At 32.4% G+C, this 20,232-nt stretch carries 11 protein-coding genes; 3 read left to right on the top strand and 8 right to left on the bottom strand.

The features are described from left to right. Positions 1-57 precede the first annotated feature (57 nt). The gene (locus HW119_RS14275) at positions 58-2,526 is read left to right on the top strand and encodes an outer membrane beta-barrel family protein (protein ID WP_177765534.1); all 2,469 of its coding nucleotides are present in this window, start codon (positions 58-60) and stop codon (positions 2,524-2,526) included. 74 nt (positions 2,527-2,600) lie between these two features. Here the strand turns inward: HW119_RS14275 and HW119_RS14270 are convergent, their stop codons facing one another. Next, positions 2,601-3,299 carry an OmpA family protein gene (locus HW119_RS14270; RefSeq protein WP_177765532.1) on the bottom strand — a complete coding sequence of 233 codons (699 nt, stop codon included), beginning with the start codon at positions 3,297-3,299 and terminating at the stop codon, positions 2,601-2,603. 21 nt (positions 3,300-3,320) lie between these two features. Beyond that, positions 3,321-3,758 (bottom strand): lipocalin family protein, encoded by a 438-nt coding sequence (locus HW119_RS14265; RefSeq protein ID WP_177765530.1) that lies wholly within the window; start codon positions 3,756-3,758, stop codon positions 3,321-3,323. A gap of 171 nt (positions 3,759-3,929) precedes the next feature. Here HW119_RS14265 and htpG point away from each other — a divergent pair, with 171 nt between their 5' ends. Together htpG and HW119_RS14255 are read left to right on the top strand one after the other, a co-directional pair. Then, entirely contained in the window at positions 3,930-5,777 is a 1,848-nt protein-coding gene (gene htpG / locus HW119_RS14260; protein WP_177765528.1) for a molecular chaperone HtpG, read from the top strand. Positions 5,778-6,020: 243 nt separating this feature from the next. Then, entirely contained in the window at positions 6,021-7,139 is a 1,119-nt protein-coding gene (locus HW119_RS14255) for a TlpA disulfide reductase family protein (RefSeq protein ID WP_177765526.1), read from the top strand. A gap of 265 nt (positions 7,140-7,404) precedes the next feature. Here the strand turns inward: HW119_RS14255 and HW119_RS14250 are convergent, their stop codons facing one another. The 6 genes from HW119_RS14250 to HW119_RS14225 form a co-directional block, all read right to left on the bottom strand. Beyond that, positions 7,405-8,007 (bottom strand): hypothetical protein, encoded by a 603-nt coding sequence (locus HW119_RS14250; protein WP_177765524.1) that lies wholly within the window; start codon positions 8,005-8,007, stop codon positions 7,405-7,407. Positions 8,008-8,119: 112 nt separating this feature from the next. Next, entirely contained in the window at positions 8,120-9,379 is a 1,260-nt protein-coding gene (locus HW119_RS14245) for a TolC family protein (protein WP_177765522.1), read from the bottom strand. A 3-nt stretch (positions 9,380-9,382) separates the two neighbouring features. Further along, entirely contained in the window at positions 9,383-10,516 is a 1,134-nt protein-coding gene (locus tag HW119_RS14240; RefSeq protein WP_177765520.1) for an ABC transporter permease, read from the bottom strand. A gap of 2 nt (positions 10,517-10,518) precedes the next feature. After that, positions 10,519-11,451 (bottom strand): efflux RND transporter periplasmic adaptor subunit, encoded by a 933-nt coding sequence (locus tag HW119_RS14235; protein WP_177765518.1) that lies wholly within the window; start codon positions 11,449-11,451, stop codon positions 10,519-10,521. Next, positions 11,432-12,133 carry an ABC transporter ATP-binding protein gene (locus HW119_RS14230; protein ID WP_177765516.1) on the bottom strand — a complete coding sequence of 234 codons (702 nt, stop codon included), beginning with the start codon at positions 12,131-12,133 and terminating at the stop codon, positions 11,432-11,434. The genes HW119_RS14235 and HW119_RS14230 overlap by 20 nt, the downstream gene beginning before the upstream one ends. 173 nt (positions 12,134-12,306) lie before the next feature. After that, positions 12,307-20,181, bottom strand: coding sequence for a T9SS type A sorting domain-containing protein (locus HW119_RS14225; protein WP_177765513.1), 7,875 nt, complete (start codon positions 20,179-20,181; stop codon positions 12,307-12,309). Positions 20,182-20,232: the final 51 nt, after the last annotated feature.

The raw sequence follows: 20,232 nt of genomic DNA, 5'->3' as shown, positions 1-20,232 counted from the left end.
TCACTAAAACCCGATTGTTTTAGTATTTTTGCTACAAAATTTAAAAAACTTTCTTTAATGAAATCGACACGGTTTTTAACAGTAGTTGCCTCACTTTCTTTTAGTTCATTAGTCTGGGCGCAAACGCCTTCAAATGAAATATTCATCAAAGGAACGGTAGTTGAGGCTTCAACGAACCAACCTCTTGAATATGCTAATATTACACTAATTAGCACCATAAATCCCGACTTGATAACTGGTGATGTTACTGATACAAGTGGTAATTTTAATATTAGTACATCTTCAGGAACTTATAATATTCGTGTTGAATATTTAGGTTATCAAACAATTGAAATTTCTAATAAAGAAATTACAGAATCAACGGATTTGGGAACTTTCAAAATTCAAAATGATTCTGAAGTTTTAGAAGGTTTAGTAGTAACTGCAAAACGTGCTGAAGTTGAGATTAAACTAGATAAACGCATTTACAACGTTGCTGACAATGCCATTGTACGTGGTGGAACTGCAAGCGATGTCCTGGATAACATTCCATCTATTCAAGTTGATTCTGACGGAAATGTAAGTTTGAGAGGAAATGAGTCTGTGCGTGTTTTAATTGATGGTAAACCTTCTGGTTTGGCTTCAAATATTGGAGATGCTTTGAAAATGTTACCATCAGAATCAATCGATCGAGTTGAGGTAATTACCAATCCATCAGCTCGTTATGAAGCTGAAGGAGGAGCTGGAATTATCAATATCATTCTTAAAAAAGGAAGTAATAACGGTACAAACGGAAGTGTATCAGTTAATGTCGGAGATCCTTTAAGTTACGGAGTTAACGCAAATGTTAATCATCGTATGAAAAGCGTAAATCTTTTTGCTAACTTGGGTTATTCGAAAAATAAAACATTCGGAAATTCGATGAACGATTCTGAATATTTTAATGAAGACGGAACAACTTCTCAATTTGTTAATGAGCGTTCTGAAAGCACGAGAGATCGAAATGGTTTTAACGGAAATTTTGGAGTTGAATGGAATATTACAGATAAGTTAACTTGGAACAATGGAGTTACATATCGTAAAAGTAAAGGAGAAATTCCTAAAACATTAAACTATTCTAATTATAACGAAAACTACACTTTAATTGATACTAGAAGTCGTTTAACGGAAGAAGATGATCGTAAAGAAACGAAAGAATACACTACTGATTTCACGTATAAATTTAATGATAAAGGACATCAATTATTTGTATCTGGAAGTATAAGTGATAATACCGATACTGAAAATTCGGATATTTCAACAATTAGTCAAACTGCTAACCTTTTATCTAAAGATGTAACCAGAGCTACAGAAGACGAAAAACGAATCATCGCTCGAGTTGATTATGTATTACCTTTAGGTGAAGGAAGCCAATTTGAAGCTGGATATTTAGGAAATTTTAATGAGTTACATACATCATTTGATATTAATTCTTTGAATAACGCTGGTGTTTTAGAACCAAATGATTTATTTAGAAGCGATTTAGAATACAAAGAACGTGTAAATGCAATTTATGCTCAATACGGAAACAAAATTAATAAATTCAGTTATATGGTTGGTTTACGTTGGGAAGATACACAAATAGATGTAAACCAATTAATAAATCAAGATTTTAATAAGAAAAAATACAATGATTTATTTCCTAGTGCTTTCTTAAGCTATGAATTAGTTGATGGTGAAAATATTTCTGCAAGTTATAGTAGAAGAGTAAGAAGACCAAGAGGTAGAATGTTAAATCCTATTTCGAATTATTCAAGTTCAATCAACTTCTTTATGGGTAATCCAGATTTGAATCCTTCGTTTACTGATGCTTATGATTTTGGGTATATGAAACGTTTCAATCATCAGTTTACTTTGAACGCTTCGGCATACTTCAATAAAACAACTGATGCTACACAATTTGTTAGAAGAGTTGATGGTGTAAATGAAGAAGCTATTCCAATTACAATCAGTGGACCTATCAATTTAGCAACTGAATACAGATATGGATTAGAATTGAATTTAAATTACACACCTTTTTCTTGGTGGAGATTAAATGCAAATGCAAATTTATTTCAAGTTTCAACTAGAGGAAATTATCAATATATTGATTACCTAGATCAAGTGGTTAATCAAAATTTTGACAACGATACTTTTACGTTTACAGGACGATTAAATTCAAGAGTAACTTTACCTGGGAAAGTTGAATGGCAAACAAATGTAATGTATGAAGGACCACAAACAACAGCTCAAGGAAAACGTTTAAGTTCTACAGCAGTTAACTTAGCCTTTAGTAAAGATGTCCTAAAAGAAAAAGGAACTTTATCTTTGAATGTTCAAGATTTATTTAATTCAAGAAAGCACAGAATGGATCTTGATTTAGTACAATCTAAATCTTATTCAGAAATGCAATGGAGAGAAAGAACCATAAATTTATCGTTTACATATCGATTTAATCAATCAAAAAATGATCGAATGAAAAATCAGAAAAAGCAAATGCAATCTGAAGATATAGATGAGATGATGTAAGTTCCAAGTAGTTAGTTTCATAAAAAAAACGTTCAGTGTGTAAACACTGAACGTTTTTTTTATGAAACACTAAACTAGTATCTATTCACTTCGTTTTGGGCATCTCTAATCATATCTTCGTTAGCAACGATGCTAAATTCAACACGACGATTTTTAGCTCTACCTGCTGCTGTATCATTTGATGCTATCGGATCTGCCATTCCCATTCCTTCAGTAGTTAAACGTTTTGTTCCAATACCTTTACTTACTAAATATGCTTTAACAGCATTTGCTCTACTACGAGATAATTTGACATTATATTCTTCCTTACCAACATTATCTGTATAACCATAAATCATAAGTTTTGTGTCAGGATTTGCGATAAAAACTTTGGCAAGTTTATCTAAATTAGCTTTAGCTTTGTCTGTTAAATCAGATTTATCAAATTCAAAATTTACAGTGCTTTCTCCTAAAGTAACTTTAATACCTTCACCAACTCTTTCAACTTCTACACCAGGTAAGGTGTTTTGAATTTCTTGAGCTTGTTTGTCCATTTTTTTACCAATCACTCCACCAACAGTTCCTCCTACAACACCACCAAGAACAGCTCCTAAAGCACTATTGTTTTTACTTCCAACATTATTACCTAAAACACCACCTAAAATAGCACCTGCTGCGGCACCTGCTGCGGCTCCACGTTGTGTATTGTTTGAATTTTTTACTGTGTTACAACTAGTTAAAAAAGTTCCACTAATTAAAGCTCCTAATAACAAGTAAGTATTAAATTTTCTCATAATATTTAGTTTCTATTATTATTAATTTTTCGCGAATTTATAAACAACTTTTGTTCCAGTTGAGTTATCTACTAAATCAAATGAATTAGCTGATTGATTTTCGATTGCTAATTTATAACCTGTAGTAATATGTTTTGCTTTTTCATTTCCAACAAATTTCATATTAAAAGATTGATCATTCCCAATAGTCCAAACTATATTTGACGAAAAAGTTGGACAATCACCAGGATTATCTAAAGTTATTGTTCCTGTATTATTGTTAGGAACAAATTTCCAATGACTACCTTCAAAACATTTAGCATCAGCAACATGAAAAGAAGTTACTTTAAAACCTTTAGGATATGAAACATTTGTTAATGTCCATTCACCTTTTAAACCAATTTGTGATTTAACATCGTTTGTTGGTTTGCACGCCACAAAAGATAATGCAATTAAACCAATTCCTAAAATTTTTCTCATAATTTTAATTTTACTTATACAAAAGTAGCAAATAATGTGCCTTGATAATATTTTTTTATAAAAAAAGAAAAAACTATTTTATGACAGTTTGTCACAAAGTAAATAATTGGTATTTTCTTTGAATTATAACTTAATTATAAATTTAAATAATCATACTAAAATACAAATAAAATGACTTCAGGTAAAATAAATGTAACGGTTGAAAATATTTTTCCGTTAATTAAAAAGTTTTTGTACAGCGATCACGAAATTTTTCTTCGTGAATTAGTATCAAATGCAACCGATGCTACTTTGAAATTAAAGCATTTATGTTCAATCGGAGAAACTAATGTCGAATATGGTAATCCTAAAATTGAAGTTCGCATCGATAAAGAAAATAAAAAATTACATATCATTGACCAAGGTTTGGGAATGACTGCTGAAGAAGTTGAAAAATATATAAATCAAGTAGCGTTTTCTGGAGCTGAAGAGTTTCTAGAAAAATATAAAGATTCTGCTAAAGATTCTGGTATTATTGGTCATTTTGGTTTAGGATTTTACTCTGCATTTATGGTCGCTGATAAAGTTGAAATCATTACAAAATCTTACAAAGAAGCACCTGCAGCACATTGGACTTGTGATGGATCACCAGAATTTACTCTAGAAGTTTCTGACAAAACAGATCGTGGAACAGAAATCATTTTACACATTGCTGAAGATTCGTTAGAATTCTTAGAAGAATACAAAATCAACGAATTGTTAACGAAGTACAACAAATTCATGCCAGTGCCAATTAAATTCGGTACAAAAACAGAAGGTGAAGGCGATGAAAAAGTAGAAGTTGACAACATCATCAATAATCCGAATCCAGCTTGGACAAAACAACCATCGGATTTAACAGATGAAGATTATAAGAAATTCTATCATGAATTGTATCCCATGCAATTTGAAGAACCTTTGTTTAATATTCATCTAAATGTAGATTATCCGTTTAATTTAACTGGTATTTTATATTTCCCTAAATTATCTGGCGATTTACAACTTCAAAAAGATAAAATTCAACTGTATCAAAATCAAGTTTTTGTAACCGATAACGTTGAAGGAATTGTTCCGGAATTTTTAACGATGTTAAAAGGTGTTATTGATTCTCCGGATATTCCGTTAAACGTTTCGCGTTCGTATTTACAAGCTGATGGGAATGTAAAGAAAATTTCGAATTACATCACACGTAAAGTTGCAGATAAATTAAAATCGTTATTCAACGAAAACCGTGAAGATTTCCAACAAAAATGGAATGATGTTAAAATGGTTTTAGAATACGGAATGCTTTCTGAACCTAAATTCTACGAAAAAGCTGGAAGTTTTGTATTGTATCCAACAACTGAGGATAAATTCTACACTTTAGAAGAATTAAAAGTAGCCTTAAAAGATAAACAAACAGATAAAGACGGAAAATTAATTGTTTTGTACACTTCAAACAAAGAAGCACAACACAGTTATATTGAACAAGCTAAAGCTAAAGGTTATGAAGTTTTATTATTAGATTCTCCTATCGTTTCGCATTTAATTCAAAAGTTAGAAATGGATAACGAAAATCTATCTTTTGTACGTGTTGATGCGGATCATATTGATAATTTAATTAAAAAAGATGAAAATACTATTTCTATATTATCAGAAGATGAACAAACAAAACTGAAAGAAGTTTTAGAAAACATTGTTCCGAAAGCAACTTATACGGTGCAAACAGAAGCTTTAGATAGTCACGCAGCTCCGTTTATGATTACGCAACCTGAGTTTATGCGTCGAATGAAAGAAATGCAAGCTACTGGCGGTGGAGGAATGTTTGGAAATTTCCCTGAAATGTACAATTTGGTTGTAAACACAAATAGTGAATTAGCAACTTCAATCTTACAAACCGAAGGAGAAAAACAAACAGCTTTAATAAATCAAGCGTTAGATTTAGCTAAACTTTCTCAAGGTTTATTAAAAGGAGAAGCTTTAACGTCTTTTATCAAACGTAATTTTGAAAATATCAAATAATTAGCAAATAGGAATTTTATTAAATAAAATTCCTATTTTTATTAACGATTTGTTGAATTAAAATTTAAAATTAGATGAAAATAAATTTTATATTTTAAATAAATAAAGTTCAATTTTTTTACAAATGAAGTTTTATTAAATAAATATTAAATAAGTTTTTGAATTTTAATTTAAAAATATTGAAATTGAACACTTATTTACTATTTTTGCTTAATATTTTTTAAAATAAATAATAAATTATAAATGAAAAAAATTTTTACTTTAGCTTGTGCTGTTGCAGTACTTGCTGCATGTAACAAATCAGCTGATAGTTACACAATTAATGGTACTGTTCAAGGTTTTGAAGATGGTACTAAAGTTTATATTTTAGAAGAGGGCGAACAAGATTTTATTAAACTTGATTCAGCTGAAATTAAAGGTGGTCTTTTTGAATTTAAAGGTGCTGCTACTGAAACTGATTTGAAATTCATAGAATTAGGTTCTACTAAAGAGTTTATTGTTCCTTTTATTTTAGAGAACGGTGAAATTAAAGTTACTTATGACAAAGCAAAACCTGAAGATTCTAAAGTTGTAGGTTCAAAAAATAACGATTATTTAGCTACATATAATACAGAGGCTTTTAAATTACAAAAGCAAGCTAGAGATTTTCAACAAGCGAATAATGATAAAATGATGCAAGCGCAACAAGCTCAAGATATGGCAACAATCGAGAGTTTAAGAGCTGAATATAATGCAATTGGAGAGAATATTAAAAAGCAAAATATTGAATTCTTAAAAACGAATAAAGACGCTTTTATTTCTTTATTATTACTTGAGCAATTAACAGCTTCTCAGGCAATTACAAACGAAGAATTTAAAACATTTTATGATGCTTTAGATGCAAGTTTAAAAACAACTAAAAGAGGTAAAGAACTTGCTGATAAATTAGCAAATATGGAGAAAGTAGCTATTGGAAAAATGGCTCCAGATTTTTCTGCTCCAAATACTGAAGGAAAAATGGTTTCTTTAAAAGAAAGTTTAGGAAAAGTAACAATTATTGATTTTTGGGCTGCTTGGTGTGGACCTTGTCGTCAAGAAAATCCAAATGTAGTAGCTTTATATAACAAATATAAAGACCAAGGTTTAGCTATCATTGGTGTTTCTTTAGACAAAGATGCTGAAGCTTGGAAAAAAGCAATTGCAGACGATAATTTAACTTGGACTCAGGTTTCAAACTTAAAATACTGGGAAGATCCAATTGCTAAAGAATACAATGTTCAGAGTATTCCTGCAATGTTTGTTTTAGATGCTTCTGGAAAAATTGTAGCAAAAGACTTAAGAGGTCCAGAATTAGATGCTAAAATTGCTGAGTTATTAAAATAATATTTTTATTTAAATCAGTAAATAAAATTAAAATACATTTTAAAAGTCCTGAAAAATTGATGTAGTTTTTCAATGATTAAAGAAATCAAACAGTAGTAGCTTTCATGTTGCTACTGTTTTTTTTATGGTTGTCTATTTTTATCACAATTAAAAAAATCAGTAAAATCATTGTAAACTCACTAATTCAATTTATTTTAATCTACAAAATTGATGTATTTATTGTTATTTAAAATAATGTTGTTTTACAACGGATTATCAGATTTGTTTATCGTCTAAGATATTCAATTTCAGTTCTTGATTTTAATTTCTTATTTAAAGAAAAAAACATCACACCAAGTAAAATTAGATAAGCAATAGAAAGCTGTAAACTTCCTAAATTTGCCAGTATTAGTATAAATGAAAGAAATCCTCCAGAGTTACCAATTATTTGATAAACGGCTCCATTTTCAATTTCTACAGCTAAATATACAGACCAAAAATATAAAAGAGTAACAATAATTAAAGCAAATATTTGAGGTTTAGCATACCTATAAATCGTTGGAATTTCTTTACTATAATAAGCTAAATTAAAATCAGATTTTAAATATTCGAAAACCTCATCTTTAACTTTTTCGTTATCAAAAAAAAGTTCTTCTTCAGAGTTAACTCCAAAATAAATCTTAATGAATTCATTTCCTTTTTGATTTTCGATTAGCTTAATATATGAATAGGGAATAGGAAATAATTTTTTCAGAATATTAGTGTCAATTTTTTCTTTGTTAAGATAATTGAATTCATTTTTATCAATTATACCTTTATATATTTTTTGATTATCAATTACAATTATGTTATTCTTTTTTGATGATTCAAATTTCCAAATTTTTGTCATTTTTTTAATTTCATTATTAGATAGTTTAACTCTCAATTTTATTAAAAAACTATTTATTGAAACTTCTTTTTTATAATAAATACTAAGTTAACAACTAAAGAATTGTAATGATTTATTCAAGTTGCTTTTTTAGTAAATCATAATTTAATTGCCATAGTTTTTGATTTTGACTAAATAAGTTTTCAATTTCTTTAGTATATTCAGTTATCAAAACAGTACCAGCATCGACCTGACTTTTTATTATTGAGACATTTGTTTCAGCCAAAGCAACAATTTGTTTAAACGTATTTATTTTTTGTGTTAGCAATAAAATCTCATTTTGCTTTTGTAATTCGGACGTTTGTTTTTCTTGGGTTAAAATTTCAATTTTATTTTGAGTGATTTCTTTTTCGTATTCAAACTGTTTATTTTTTAAACTTGTTTCAAAATTTTCTGTCAACGGAATTCGTAATGTTAGATTTACGTAACTATTTCCAAACCAATTTTCAGATTGATTTATTTTTAACTGATTATCATAAAACTGACCACCATAAAAAGCATTAAAAGTTAGTTTCGGAATTGAACTTAATTTATTGTTTCGAATCTCGATTTGCTTGGCATCTAAATCCAATTGCAATTGTTCTATTTCAAAATCGGAAGTTTCATAATTTACATAAATGATTTCTTCAATTGAAGTTGAAATCAAATCAAAAGCAGAAATATCTAAATAATTAGCTAATTGCAACCATTTGTTTTTTAAAACCATTTCGGCTTCATCCGCCGTTAACGTTAATTCGTAAGCTTTTTGTAAAGCAGTATTTTTTTCTAAATCAGAGGCTCTACCTGCTTCATTTCGTTTTATTAAAACTGCTAAAGTTTCTTTGTAATTATTTTCGTTTTGAATAGATAATTCAAATTGCTGTTGAGCCAAATAGGTTTGAGCATACAAATCGATAATTAAATTTTTGAATGTTTCAACCGATTCTTTTCTTGATAATTCACTTTTCTTAGTTAGATTTTCAGCTTGCTTTATTTTTAATTGATTCTGTGAATTGAATAAATCTAAACTAAGTTGTAAACCTGCTTTTGCCGACCAATCCGTAGCAAATTTAAGTGGAGTAATTTCGCCAGGTTGTGCGTTTGGGTCAAAAGCAATGGCAGGAACCGGCGTAACCGGAACAATTAAATTACGTTGTATATTTGCTTCGCCATATAGTAACGGTAAGCGTTTGTTTTTTTGAATTTTGAGATTGATTTCTTGTTTTAAAACATCTAATTCGGCTTGTTTGTATTCGCGATTGTTAGCTAGCTCTAAAGCTTTTGATAAAGATAATTCTTGCCCAAATGTTTGTGCAGAAATCAATAAACTGATATAGATTACTATTTTTTTCATGATTTAAAAAACAGAAGCAGGTTCTAATTTCGAAATTTTTCGAACGGCAAATAACGAACCTCCAATTGAAATAAATAATGTGATTCCTAATAGAAAAGAAATAAACTCAAAACTAAAATTTATTTCAAGACCACTTTTTTTAACACCTTGACTAAAACCTATTAAAAGTAAAAATGCTATCGAAAAACCAATTAATGCATAAAGTAATGCTTGAGTGATTAATAATCTGTTTACGTAAGATTTATTTGCGCCAATTGCTTTTAATGTTCCGTAATCTTTGACGCGGTCAAGTGCCGAAGAATAAAGCGTTAATCCAATTATAAAGAAACCTGAAATCATTGCAAAAACGACTAAAGTTCCGAAGCTCATTCCCATATTTGAAGAAATAAGAATTTCTTTAACTGTTGATTTTTGGAGTGCCTTTGCATCCCAAGCCCGAAGATTTGGATATTGTGAATTGATGTTTGAAATTACGTCTTGTTTATTTGTTTGCTTATTGATATTTAAAACAATCAAACTTACTTTAGATGGTTCAATATTTCCGTAATAACGGGCGTTAAACAGATTAGTATAAACATAATTTCCGCCAAAAGCTTGCGCATTTTTAGTAATCAATTTTACTTGTGCACTTTTTGAATTTAATTCAATTTGTTTATTTAAATGTAGTTTGGTATTCCAAGATTTTGCATTAAAAAATTCGACTGAAACAGCTTCAGGTAAGGTTAAATCATTTAGGTTGCCCTGAAAAATTCGCGATTGATTTGGACCAATAACAAAATCAGGTGCGTCGCTTCCTATGATTTGAACGGATGCGGTATTACCATCTAAAAATTTAGCTTCTGCATTTCCAATTACAACAGGGTAGGCTTGCTCAATTCCGTTTATGGATTGTAATTGTTGTACATAACGGATATCGATTTTTGTTAAAGTATTTGCGTTTTGCGTTTGCGATTCAATAACCCAAATTTGATTGTCTTTTACATTTGCATTTCCAACTAAATTTCCCATCAAGCCCATTAAAAAAAGTAATAAACCAACTTGTTGTCCAATCAAAAAGATACTAATTACAATGGCTGTAATTATTCCTACAGATTTGGCTCTATCAAACCGAATAAATTTCCAGGCTAATGCAAACATATTTATATTTTAATTTTACATTCAACTTTTTGATTAATCAAAAGTGATTTATTTTCATTAGAAATTGCAACAGTAAATCTGCGAACACGTCGGTCAGAACCTTCACCGATGGTTTCGTAAATAATCGATTTATTTTGAAGACTTGATGCGGCGAAAGAAATAGTACCTTTTGCAATCATTGTGTTTTGTCCAACCAGATAAATTTCAACTTCTTGACCTGTTTTAATGTCCGAAGCATAAAGTTCATCAACTTCACCTTCGATTACTAAATCAGATAATTCTGCTAGTTCACCAAAAATAGAATTTGCAGTTAAAACTTGTCCTAAAGCAACATCAAATCGAATTAAAATTCCTGATTGTAATGCTCTAAATTCTTGTTCATTAAGTTTATTTAAAGCAGTTTTTAATTGAACTTCTTTTTCGTTCATTAATTCATTATTAGCTACTTTATTTAGTTTGCTTTGATTTACTTTTTGAAGTTGTTGTACATAAGCTATACTATCTAAATATACTTTTTGCTTCGTTTCTGCTTTTTGGTTGTATAATTTTTTCGAAGTTAAAAAAAGTTGCTTTAATTCATTCAGCTTAATTTGTTCAATTTCATAATCAACAGCACTTGCTTTATTTTTATCAAGTGTTGCTTGTAGACTTGATTTTGCTAATTGAACGTCTAAATTTTCAGATACCGCTTTCATCTTAAAAATCAATTCACCAGCTTGAACTGTATCACCCATTTTTTTGTATAAAGCAACCACCTGATTGGTTTGCGAGATCGAAAGCGGAATAATTCCATTTTTAGGTAAAACTTTTCCAATACCTACAACGGTTGAAATTTTTTCTTGTGAATTTTCTATTGACTTGCTTTCTTTTTCTTTGTCAGAGCAACTCAAAAAGAGGAAACTTAATATAAATAAACTACTTATAATCTTCTTCATTTGAAATGGTATTTGATATTTTTCCTTCTTCGACATAAATAATTCGGTCAGCAAATTTTCTTAATCTTAAATCATGCGTAACAATGATAACGGCTCTATTTTGGTGAGCCAATTGTTTTAATTCTTCCATTATTAAAGCACCACTTTTAGCATCAAGTGAAGCTGTTGGTTCGTCACACAAAATAATTTCCGGATTTGTTACCAAAGCACGTGCAATTGCAACCCGTTGTTTTTGTCCACCACTTAATTTTTTGGGTAGGTTGTTTTTTCGATCAGATAAATTTACTTTTTCTAAAGCAACGATGGCTTTATTTTTTGCGTTTTTATTGTTTAAACCTTGCAGAAGTAATGGTTGCATTACATTTTCTAGAGCTGTTAAAGGTTCTATTAAATTAAATTGTTGAAACACAAAACCAATTGTATTTAATCTGATTTGAGCTAATTCGTTTTCAGATAATTTATTGACTTGTGTATTTTTTAGAAAAACATCACCCGATGTCGGATAAATTACACACCCGATTAAAGATAAAAGCGTTGTTTTTCCAGAACCAGATGGTCCCATAATTAAGGTAAGTTCACCTTTGTTAAAAGTTTCAGTTGAAGTATCCAAAGCTGTAACTAAAGTATCTCCAGATTGATACGTTTTCTTTACGTTTTCGACACGAACTATTGCTTGATTCATGCTTTTTATTGTTAGAATCTTTATTGCAAGATATTAATAAATTAAGTTATTTCCGAATCTCTTTCGGATAAAAGAGATGTTTCTTATTTTAAATTTCTACTATTTTTTAGAATAAAAAAAACGAGGAATTTCAATTAAGAAATATCCTCGTTATAAAAATTAAATTGGACGATTTAATTTTTTATGATTTTAATAAATTGTTGTTTCGATTCGGTTTTAAGTTGAATCATATAAGTTGCAGAGCTTAAATCAGATAAATCCACTTCGATGTTTTGACTGTTAGTAAATACTGATTTTACGTTTCTTCCAGTTAAATCAAACACATCAACTTGAATGATGTTTTCAAAATAAACAATGTTTAATTTATCGTTAACCGGATTCGGATAATATTTTAGTTTATCCATTTCAAATGCATCGTTAGATAAATAAACATCCACGGTTACAGCAAAAGGTAAACTCGGACATCCGTTTGTTCCAATATTTACTGCATAATATGTCGTTCCGTTAACTAACGGCATGTTTGGAGATAATGGATTCGTACTCGTTATTGCATCATTTTCTGTAATATACCAAACTGCAGTTGTAGGATTAATTAAAATTTGATTTATAACCGAACCTTCAACAAATGATTGTGGAGAAATACCCGTTGGACTTTCTGGTAAATCTTTAATCACAACGGATACAGCAGCTCTTGCAGTTTCACAATTATACTGACTTTTTGAAACAAAGTAAGTTCCTGTTGTTAGTGAATCGTAAGGCTGTAATTCATTTGGATTCGATGGTGAATTATACCATTTATAAGTTACTCCAGTTGGTGTAGGAATATATAAATCTGAAACCTGTGCACTTCCACAAAATTCAAAATTGCCTATATTCGGTGAACTTAAATTAATTATTCTGGCAGTTACTGCTTTTCTTTCAGAAATACATGCGCCAACTTTTTGTGCAACATAGTAAGTTGCATTTGCTAAAGCTGTTGATGTTGGTAATATCGTATTTGAATATGAAGTTGTGTACCAAATTAGCTCCGCGCCTGCAATGGCATTAATTTGTAAATCAGCAATCGTTGCATTTCCACAAAAAGTTTGAATACTATCTCCCGTTGGTAAAGTAGGAGGTGTTGAAATTTGAACTGTTACTTGTGTTCTAAGTTCACTTTCGCATCCATTAATTGTTTGAGTTGCAAAATAGGTACTTGCATTTGTTAAATAAGTATTTTCATTTAATTCAGTAGTAGAATTTATTGAAGCATACCATTTAATATTTGAACCAGAAATCTCAATGTTTGAAATTTTAGAATTAGTATTTGAACAAAATTCTTGAATAGCGTTTGCTGTTGGCGCTATCGGATTTGGAGTAATCGTAACGATAACTTCTGTTCTTTCAGATTCACAATTCGAAACGGTTTGTGAAACAAAATAACTTTTTGTAGTTAAAACAGTTGTTGAAGGTAAAGCATTTCCACCTGTTGCTACATCATACCATTTTAAATTAGTTCCTGTAGCTACTAAATCCGCAATCGTTTTGTTTTCAGCAAAACAAAATGTTTGAGCCGTTGCCGTTGGAGCCATTGGATTTGGCGTAATCGTAATGATAACTTCTGTTCTTTCAGATTCACAATTCGAAACGGTTTGCGAAACAAAGTAACTTTTTGAAGTTAACACAGTTGTTGGAGCTAAAGTGTTTCCACCTGTTGCTTCATCATACCATTTTAAATTAGTTCCTGTTGCAACTAAATCTGCAATCGTTTTATTTTCAGCAAAACAAAATGTTGGAGCATTTGCTGTTGGTGCATTCGGATTCGGAGTAATCGTAACAACAACTTCTATTCTTTCTGATTCACAATTCGCAACTGTTTGTGAAACAAAATAACTTTTTGTTGTTAACACAGTTGTTACATCTAATGGATTTCCACCAGTTGCTGCATCATACCATTTTAAATTAGTTCCTGTAGCAACTAAATCTGCAATCGTTTTATTTTCAGCAAAACAAAATGTTTGAGCAGTTACTGTTGGTGCATTCGGATTCGGCGTAATCGTAACAATAACTTCAGTTCTTTCAGATTCACAATTCGAAATTGTTTGTGAAACAAAATAACTTTTTGTTGTTAACACAGTTGTTACATCTAATGGATTTCCACCAGTTGCTGCATCATACCATTTTAAATTAGTTCCTGTAGCAACTAAATCTGCAATCGTTTTATTTTCAGCAAAACAAAATGTTTGAGCAGTTACTGTTGGTGCATTCGGATTCGGCGTAATCGTAACAACAACTTCTGTTCTTTCAGATTCACAATTCGCAACTGTTTGCGAAACAAAATAACTTTTTGTTGTTAACACAGTTGTTACATCTAATGGATTTCCACCAGTTGCTGCATCATACCATTTTAAATTAGTTCCTGTAGCAACTAAATCTGCAATCGTTTTATTTTCAGCAAAACAAAATGTTTGAGCAGTTACTGTTGGTGCATTCGGATTCGGCGTAATCGTAACAACAACTTCTGTTCTTTCAGATTCACAATTCGCAACTGTTTGCGAAACAAAATAACTTTTTGTTGTTAACACAGTTGTTACATCTAATGGATTTCCACCAGTTGCTGCATCATACCATTTTAAATTAGTTCCTGTAGCAACTAAATCTGCAATCGTTTTATTTTCAGCAAAACAAAATGTTTGAGCAGTTACTGTTGGAGGTAATACAATTGAAGGTTCTGTTATTACAATGTTTTTTGTTATAAAACATCCATTTGCATCGGTTATTTTAACATCATAAGAACCTAGAGCTAATCCTGATGCTGTTGCTGAATTTCCTCCAGATGGAGACCATAAGTAGGTGTAAGGTTCAGTTCCTCCAGAAGCAGTTACAGAAGCAGTTCCATTATTTGCTTGAAAACATAAAACATCTGTTTTATTTATTGTTGCTGTAAGTAAAGTAGGTTCATCTACGATTACTGTTGCAGTAGTTTGACATAAATTAGAATCTTTTATTGTAACAGTATAGTTTCCAGAAGTAAGTCCAGATGCAGTTGCTGCAGTTCCTCCAGATGGAGACCATAAGTATGTGTAAGTTCCAGTTCCGCCAGTTACGTTTACTGTTGCAGTTCCATTAGTTCCACCATTACAAGAAACATCCGTCTTTGTTGTCGTAGCGATAAATGCATCAGGCTGTGTGATGATAAAAGTTTCTGTTTTGGTACATAAATTTGAATCGGTTACTGTAACTGTGTACGTTCCAGCAGCAAGCCCAGTTGCTGTTGCTGCATTTCCTCCAGAAGGCGCCCATGAATATATGTATACACCAGTTCCACCAGTAACATTTACAGTAGCAGAACCATTCGTACCTCCATTGCAAGAAACGTTCGTTTGCGATATTTTTGTAATTTCAATAGCTGGTGGTTCATTTATTGTAAAGTTTTTTACTATAGAACATCCATTCCCAGCGGTAATTGTAACAGAATAATTTCCTGCAGCAAGATTTGTAGCCGTATCACCATTTCCTCCAGTAGGTGACCATACGTAAGTAAATGGTCCAACTGCTCCTGATGGTATTACGGTTGCAGAACCTGTATTTTTACCATTACAAGTTACGTCAGTTTTTGAAGTGGAAGCGACTAAAGTATTGGTTGTGTTTATTGTAAAGTTTTTAGTAATACTACATCCATTAGCATCTGTTATCAAACAGCTATAATTGCCTGCCGTTAAATTAGTAATTGTTGCAGTAGTAGCACCTCCAGGCGTCCAAAAATATTGATAATCACTTTCACCTCCAGATGGATTTACAGTAGCTTCTCCTCCAGTAGTACAAGTAGCATTTATTTGTGAAGTAATAGCTGTCAATACAGAAGGCTGATTAATAGTAAAAGTTTCAGTTATAGTACATCCATTAGAATCTGTAATTACACAGCTATAATTACCAACGACTAAGCCAGTAGCAGTAGCAGCTGTTCCCCCTGAAGGAGACCAACTATAGGTATAAGTTCCTGAACCTCCTGATGCAACTACTGTAGCACTTCCTGTAGCAGTGCCGTTACAAAGAACATTTGTATGTGATTTTGTAGCTGATAAAATAGAGGGTTGAGTAATAGTGAAACTTTGAGTTTTAGAACAAGAATTTGCATCGGTTACCGTTACTGTATATGTACCTGCTGCAAGTCCAGACGCAGTTGCAGCGGTTCCTCCAGATGGAGCCCATGAATATGTATATCCTGGGGTTCCGCCAGTAACGTTTACAGTTGCAGTACCATTTGCACCTCCATTGCACGAAACGTTCGTTTGCGCACCTACCGTTGCAATTAATGCTGAAGGTTGGGTAATAGTGAAACTTCTTGTTGCCTCACAGTTATTAGCATCAGTTACCGTCACCGTATAAGTACCTGCAGCAAGTCCTGTTGCTGTTGCTGTCCATTGTACAGGAGTTGTATTCCAAGAATAGGTATAGCCTGGAGTACCACCTGTTGCCACAACTGTTGCAGTTCCATTGGTGCCTCCATAACAAGAAGCATTATTTTGTCCTACAGCTAATGTGTTTAAAGCTGTATTTGGCTGTCCAATCGTAAAACTTCTAGTAGTTTGGCATGAATTAGCATCAGTTACTGTTACGGTATAGTTACCTGCTGAGAGACCTGTTGCTGTTGCTGCAGTTCCACCAGAAGGCGCCCATGAATAGGTGTATCCCGGGGTTCCTCCAGTAACGTTTACAGTTGCTGTACCGTTGGCACCTCCATTACAAGAAACATTAGTTTGTCCACCTGCCGTTGCAATTAATACTGGAGGTTGAGTAATAGTGAAACTTTGAGTTGAAGAACAAGAATTTACATCGGTTACAGTAACTGTATAGGTTCCTGCAGAAAGTCCAGTTGCAGTTGCTGCAGTTCCACCAGAAGGAAACCATGAATAGGTATAATTTCCGGTTCCACCAGTTACGTTTACTGTTGCAGTACCGTTGGCACCTCCATTACAAGAAACGTTCGATTGCGCTGCTGCCGTTGCAATTAATGCTGGAGGTTGGGTAATAGTGAAACTTTGAGTCGTAGAACAAGAATTTGCATCGGTCACAGTAACTGTGTAAGTTCCTGTAGCAAGTCCAGTTGCTGTTGCTGCAGTTCCTCCAGAAGGCGCCCATGAATAGGTATAATTTCCAGTTCCACCAGTTACGTTTACTGTTGCAGTACCGTTGGCACCTCCATTACAAGAAACATTAGTTTGTCCACCTTCCGTTGCAATTAATGCTGGAGGTTGGGAAATAGTAAAACTTTTTGTTTCTGTACATCCGTTTGCAAATGATATAATTACATTATGTTCTCCAGCAGAAAGATTTGTTGCTGTTGGACCCGTTTGTGGTGGGGTTGTATTCCAAGTGTAAGTAACAGTATTTAAGCTATTTAAAAAATTTGAAATTAAATCATAAATTCCATCTATTTCATGTGGAGCTATTGGATGCGAGTTATCAATTTGATTCATTAATAAATTGAAATAATAACTCACATTATTTTCTATATTAACTGAAGCAGTTCCGTTATTTTCTCCATAGCAACTTAAATTTGAGATAGTTGTTTGAATATCTAAAGGAAGAAAAGTGAAATCAAGTTTAGCATATGCAGGGTCTATTTCATCATAACCTCTTAATTCTATTGTACTGTCTTCACATAAATATCCACTCCAAACTTGATTGTTTGAACTGTTTAAGCAACAATTAGTTTGAAACCATACTTTAGTTCCATTTATCCAAAGTTCTCCGATATCATCTAATGCATTTACAGCCACGGAATAGTACCCGCTTGTAAAACCACTTCTTTTAGCGCTCCATGAAAAATAATTTACATCTACAGTACACCCTTGGTATCCTTGAGCACTTGAAGGTGAATTGTGAGTCGACCACTGACTACGTGTATCAAAATTTAATTCATTAATAACATAGAAACCTGCATAATTGGAGTTCCAAGAATTTTCAATGTTAGGACCAGAATTCCAAGCATAAAAATTCCATACGTTATCACCAAATACCGTTGGATCACCTACTGATAATGTAGTTGGTTCTGTAATTATTACTTGATTACTAACTAAACAGTTATTTGCATCTTTAACAGTAACGGTATAAGTTCCTGCTGCTAGTCCAGTTGCTGTTGCCGCAGTTCCTCCAGAAGGAGCCCATGAATAGCTATATCCAGGAGTTCCACCTGTAACGTTTACAGTTGCAGAACCATTAGCACCACCATTACAAGAAACATTAGTTTTAGATGTTACTGCTGAAAGTACAGTTGGTTGATTAATGGTAAAGGTTCTAGTGGCTTGGCATGCATTCGCATCGGTTACCGTCACCGTATAAGTTCCTGCAGAAAGCCCCGTTGCAGTGGCAGTTGTTTGAGCAGGAGTGGTGTTCCAAGAGTAGGTGTAAGTAGGAGTTCCTCCAGTTGGCGCTACTGTTGCTGTACCATTCGCGCCTCCATTGCAGGATACGTTGGTGTTGCCTCCTCCAGTTAATACGTTTAAAGGAGCAACTGGCTGACCAACTGTTATATTGTTTATTATGGAGTTGCAATTATTTGTGTCCGTAATTGTAACAGAATAAGTGCCAGCAGTAAGATTTGTTCTATCCTGAGTTGTTATTCCAGCTCCCCAATTATATGTATAAGAACCGCTACCGCCAGTCGGTGATATATCTATTGAGCCATTATTTCCACCATAGCAGCTCACGTCAGTAATAGTAACTCCTGTTATTATAACAGAGTTTTGAGTTATAGTAAAGTTTTTTTGTATTGAAGTTCCTTCATTATCTGTAATTGTAACAGTATAATTAGTTGGGGATAAGCCACTGGCAGTCGCTCCAGTTCCTCCCGATGGAGACCATAAATAGGTATATGGAGTTTTTCCTCCTGAAGGTACAACTGTTGCCGTTCCGTTGCTTATACCATTACAAGCAATTGTTTGCGATTGTGTAGCAGATAAAGCTACATTGGTTGTAAATGAGACTGTACTTCCATAAGATGTTTCTACTGAATTCTGTGTATATGCTCTGTAATATATTGTTGTTCCAGCAGGTAGTCCAGTAGCATTTACAGTAAAAGAACCAGTGCCATTAAGTGTCGCTGCTACTTTTGTTACGCCAATACCACCAATGACAGGATTTGTAGTTAACGACCAAACAATACCTCTATCTAAAACACTAGTATCACCGCCATTATCGTTTGTGCCTCCTAATGTAGCTGTATGTGCTCCAAAATTTGTTACAGAAGTATTTGTTGTTGCTGTGGGTACTGATGTACAAGTTACATTTGGAGTATAGTTGCTGGGTAAAATTCCCTGTGTGCCCGAAGGATTAGTAGTCGTTGATGTAAAAGTCCAGTTAGTGTAGGTATTAATACTTGTTCTAATTTGAGTAGCTGTGCCGGTTAAAGTTCCAGAATATTTTGCATAATATTGACTAGGTTCTGGTCCACCGGGAAATAATGATACACAATTTACACCATTTGTTAATCCTTGAGGTAGAATACTTTCCGAACCACCAAGATAATTTGTTTCTAAAGAATTATTCCATTTAGTCGTACCGTCATAATTACTTGCATTATAATCACCATGTACACCAGCTAAAAAAGTTATGGTTACTGGTGAAATTGTAGGTCTCATGGCATTGCCAATACTTTGATACGCTAGCATCTGGTCTCCTGCGGCTAAGTTAAAACTGTAAACAGGTCCTTCTGGATTAATTACAAAATCAGCTGTTGATCCGCCTGTTACTGTAAAAACATTGTTTGTTGCAGTTTCGATAACAGAGATGATTTTTCCACAGGTCACACCAGAAGGTATCGTCCATCTGATATGTGGTTCACCACTGCCTATCCAGCCATTTGCGGAGAGACCTTCTTCAGTGAAGTAAACAACTTCTCCAGCAGGTAGATTTTTTAGGGCTATAAAGCTGAAACCATCTAAGCCTCCTATATCAAAGCCTATAAAAGCGATGTCACCAGGTCCTAAAGTAGTCTGTCCTTTTACATTTTGATGAATACCAAAAATGCAAAATAGCGTTAAAAATAAAAGTAATTTTTTTTTCATATTTTAAAAATTGAAGTTTAGTATTGAGATTTAAATAAATTAATAGCTTTA

It is taken from the genome of Flavobacterium sp. I3-2 (assembly GCF_013389595.1).
Classification (GTDB): Bacteria; Bacteroidota; Bacteroidia; order Flavobacteriales; family Flavobacteriaceae; genus Flavobacterium.
Note: the sequence above shows the minus strand (reverse complement) of the source record. Positions and strands in the feature narration are given on the sequence as shown.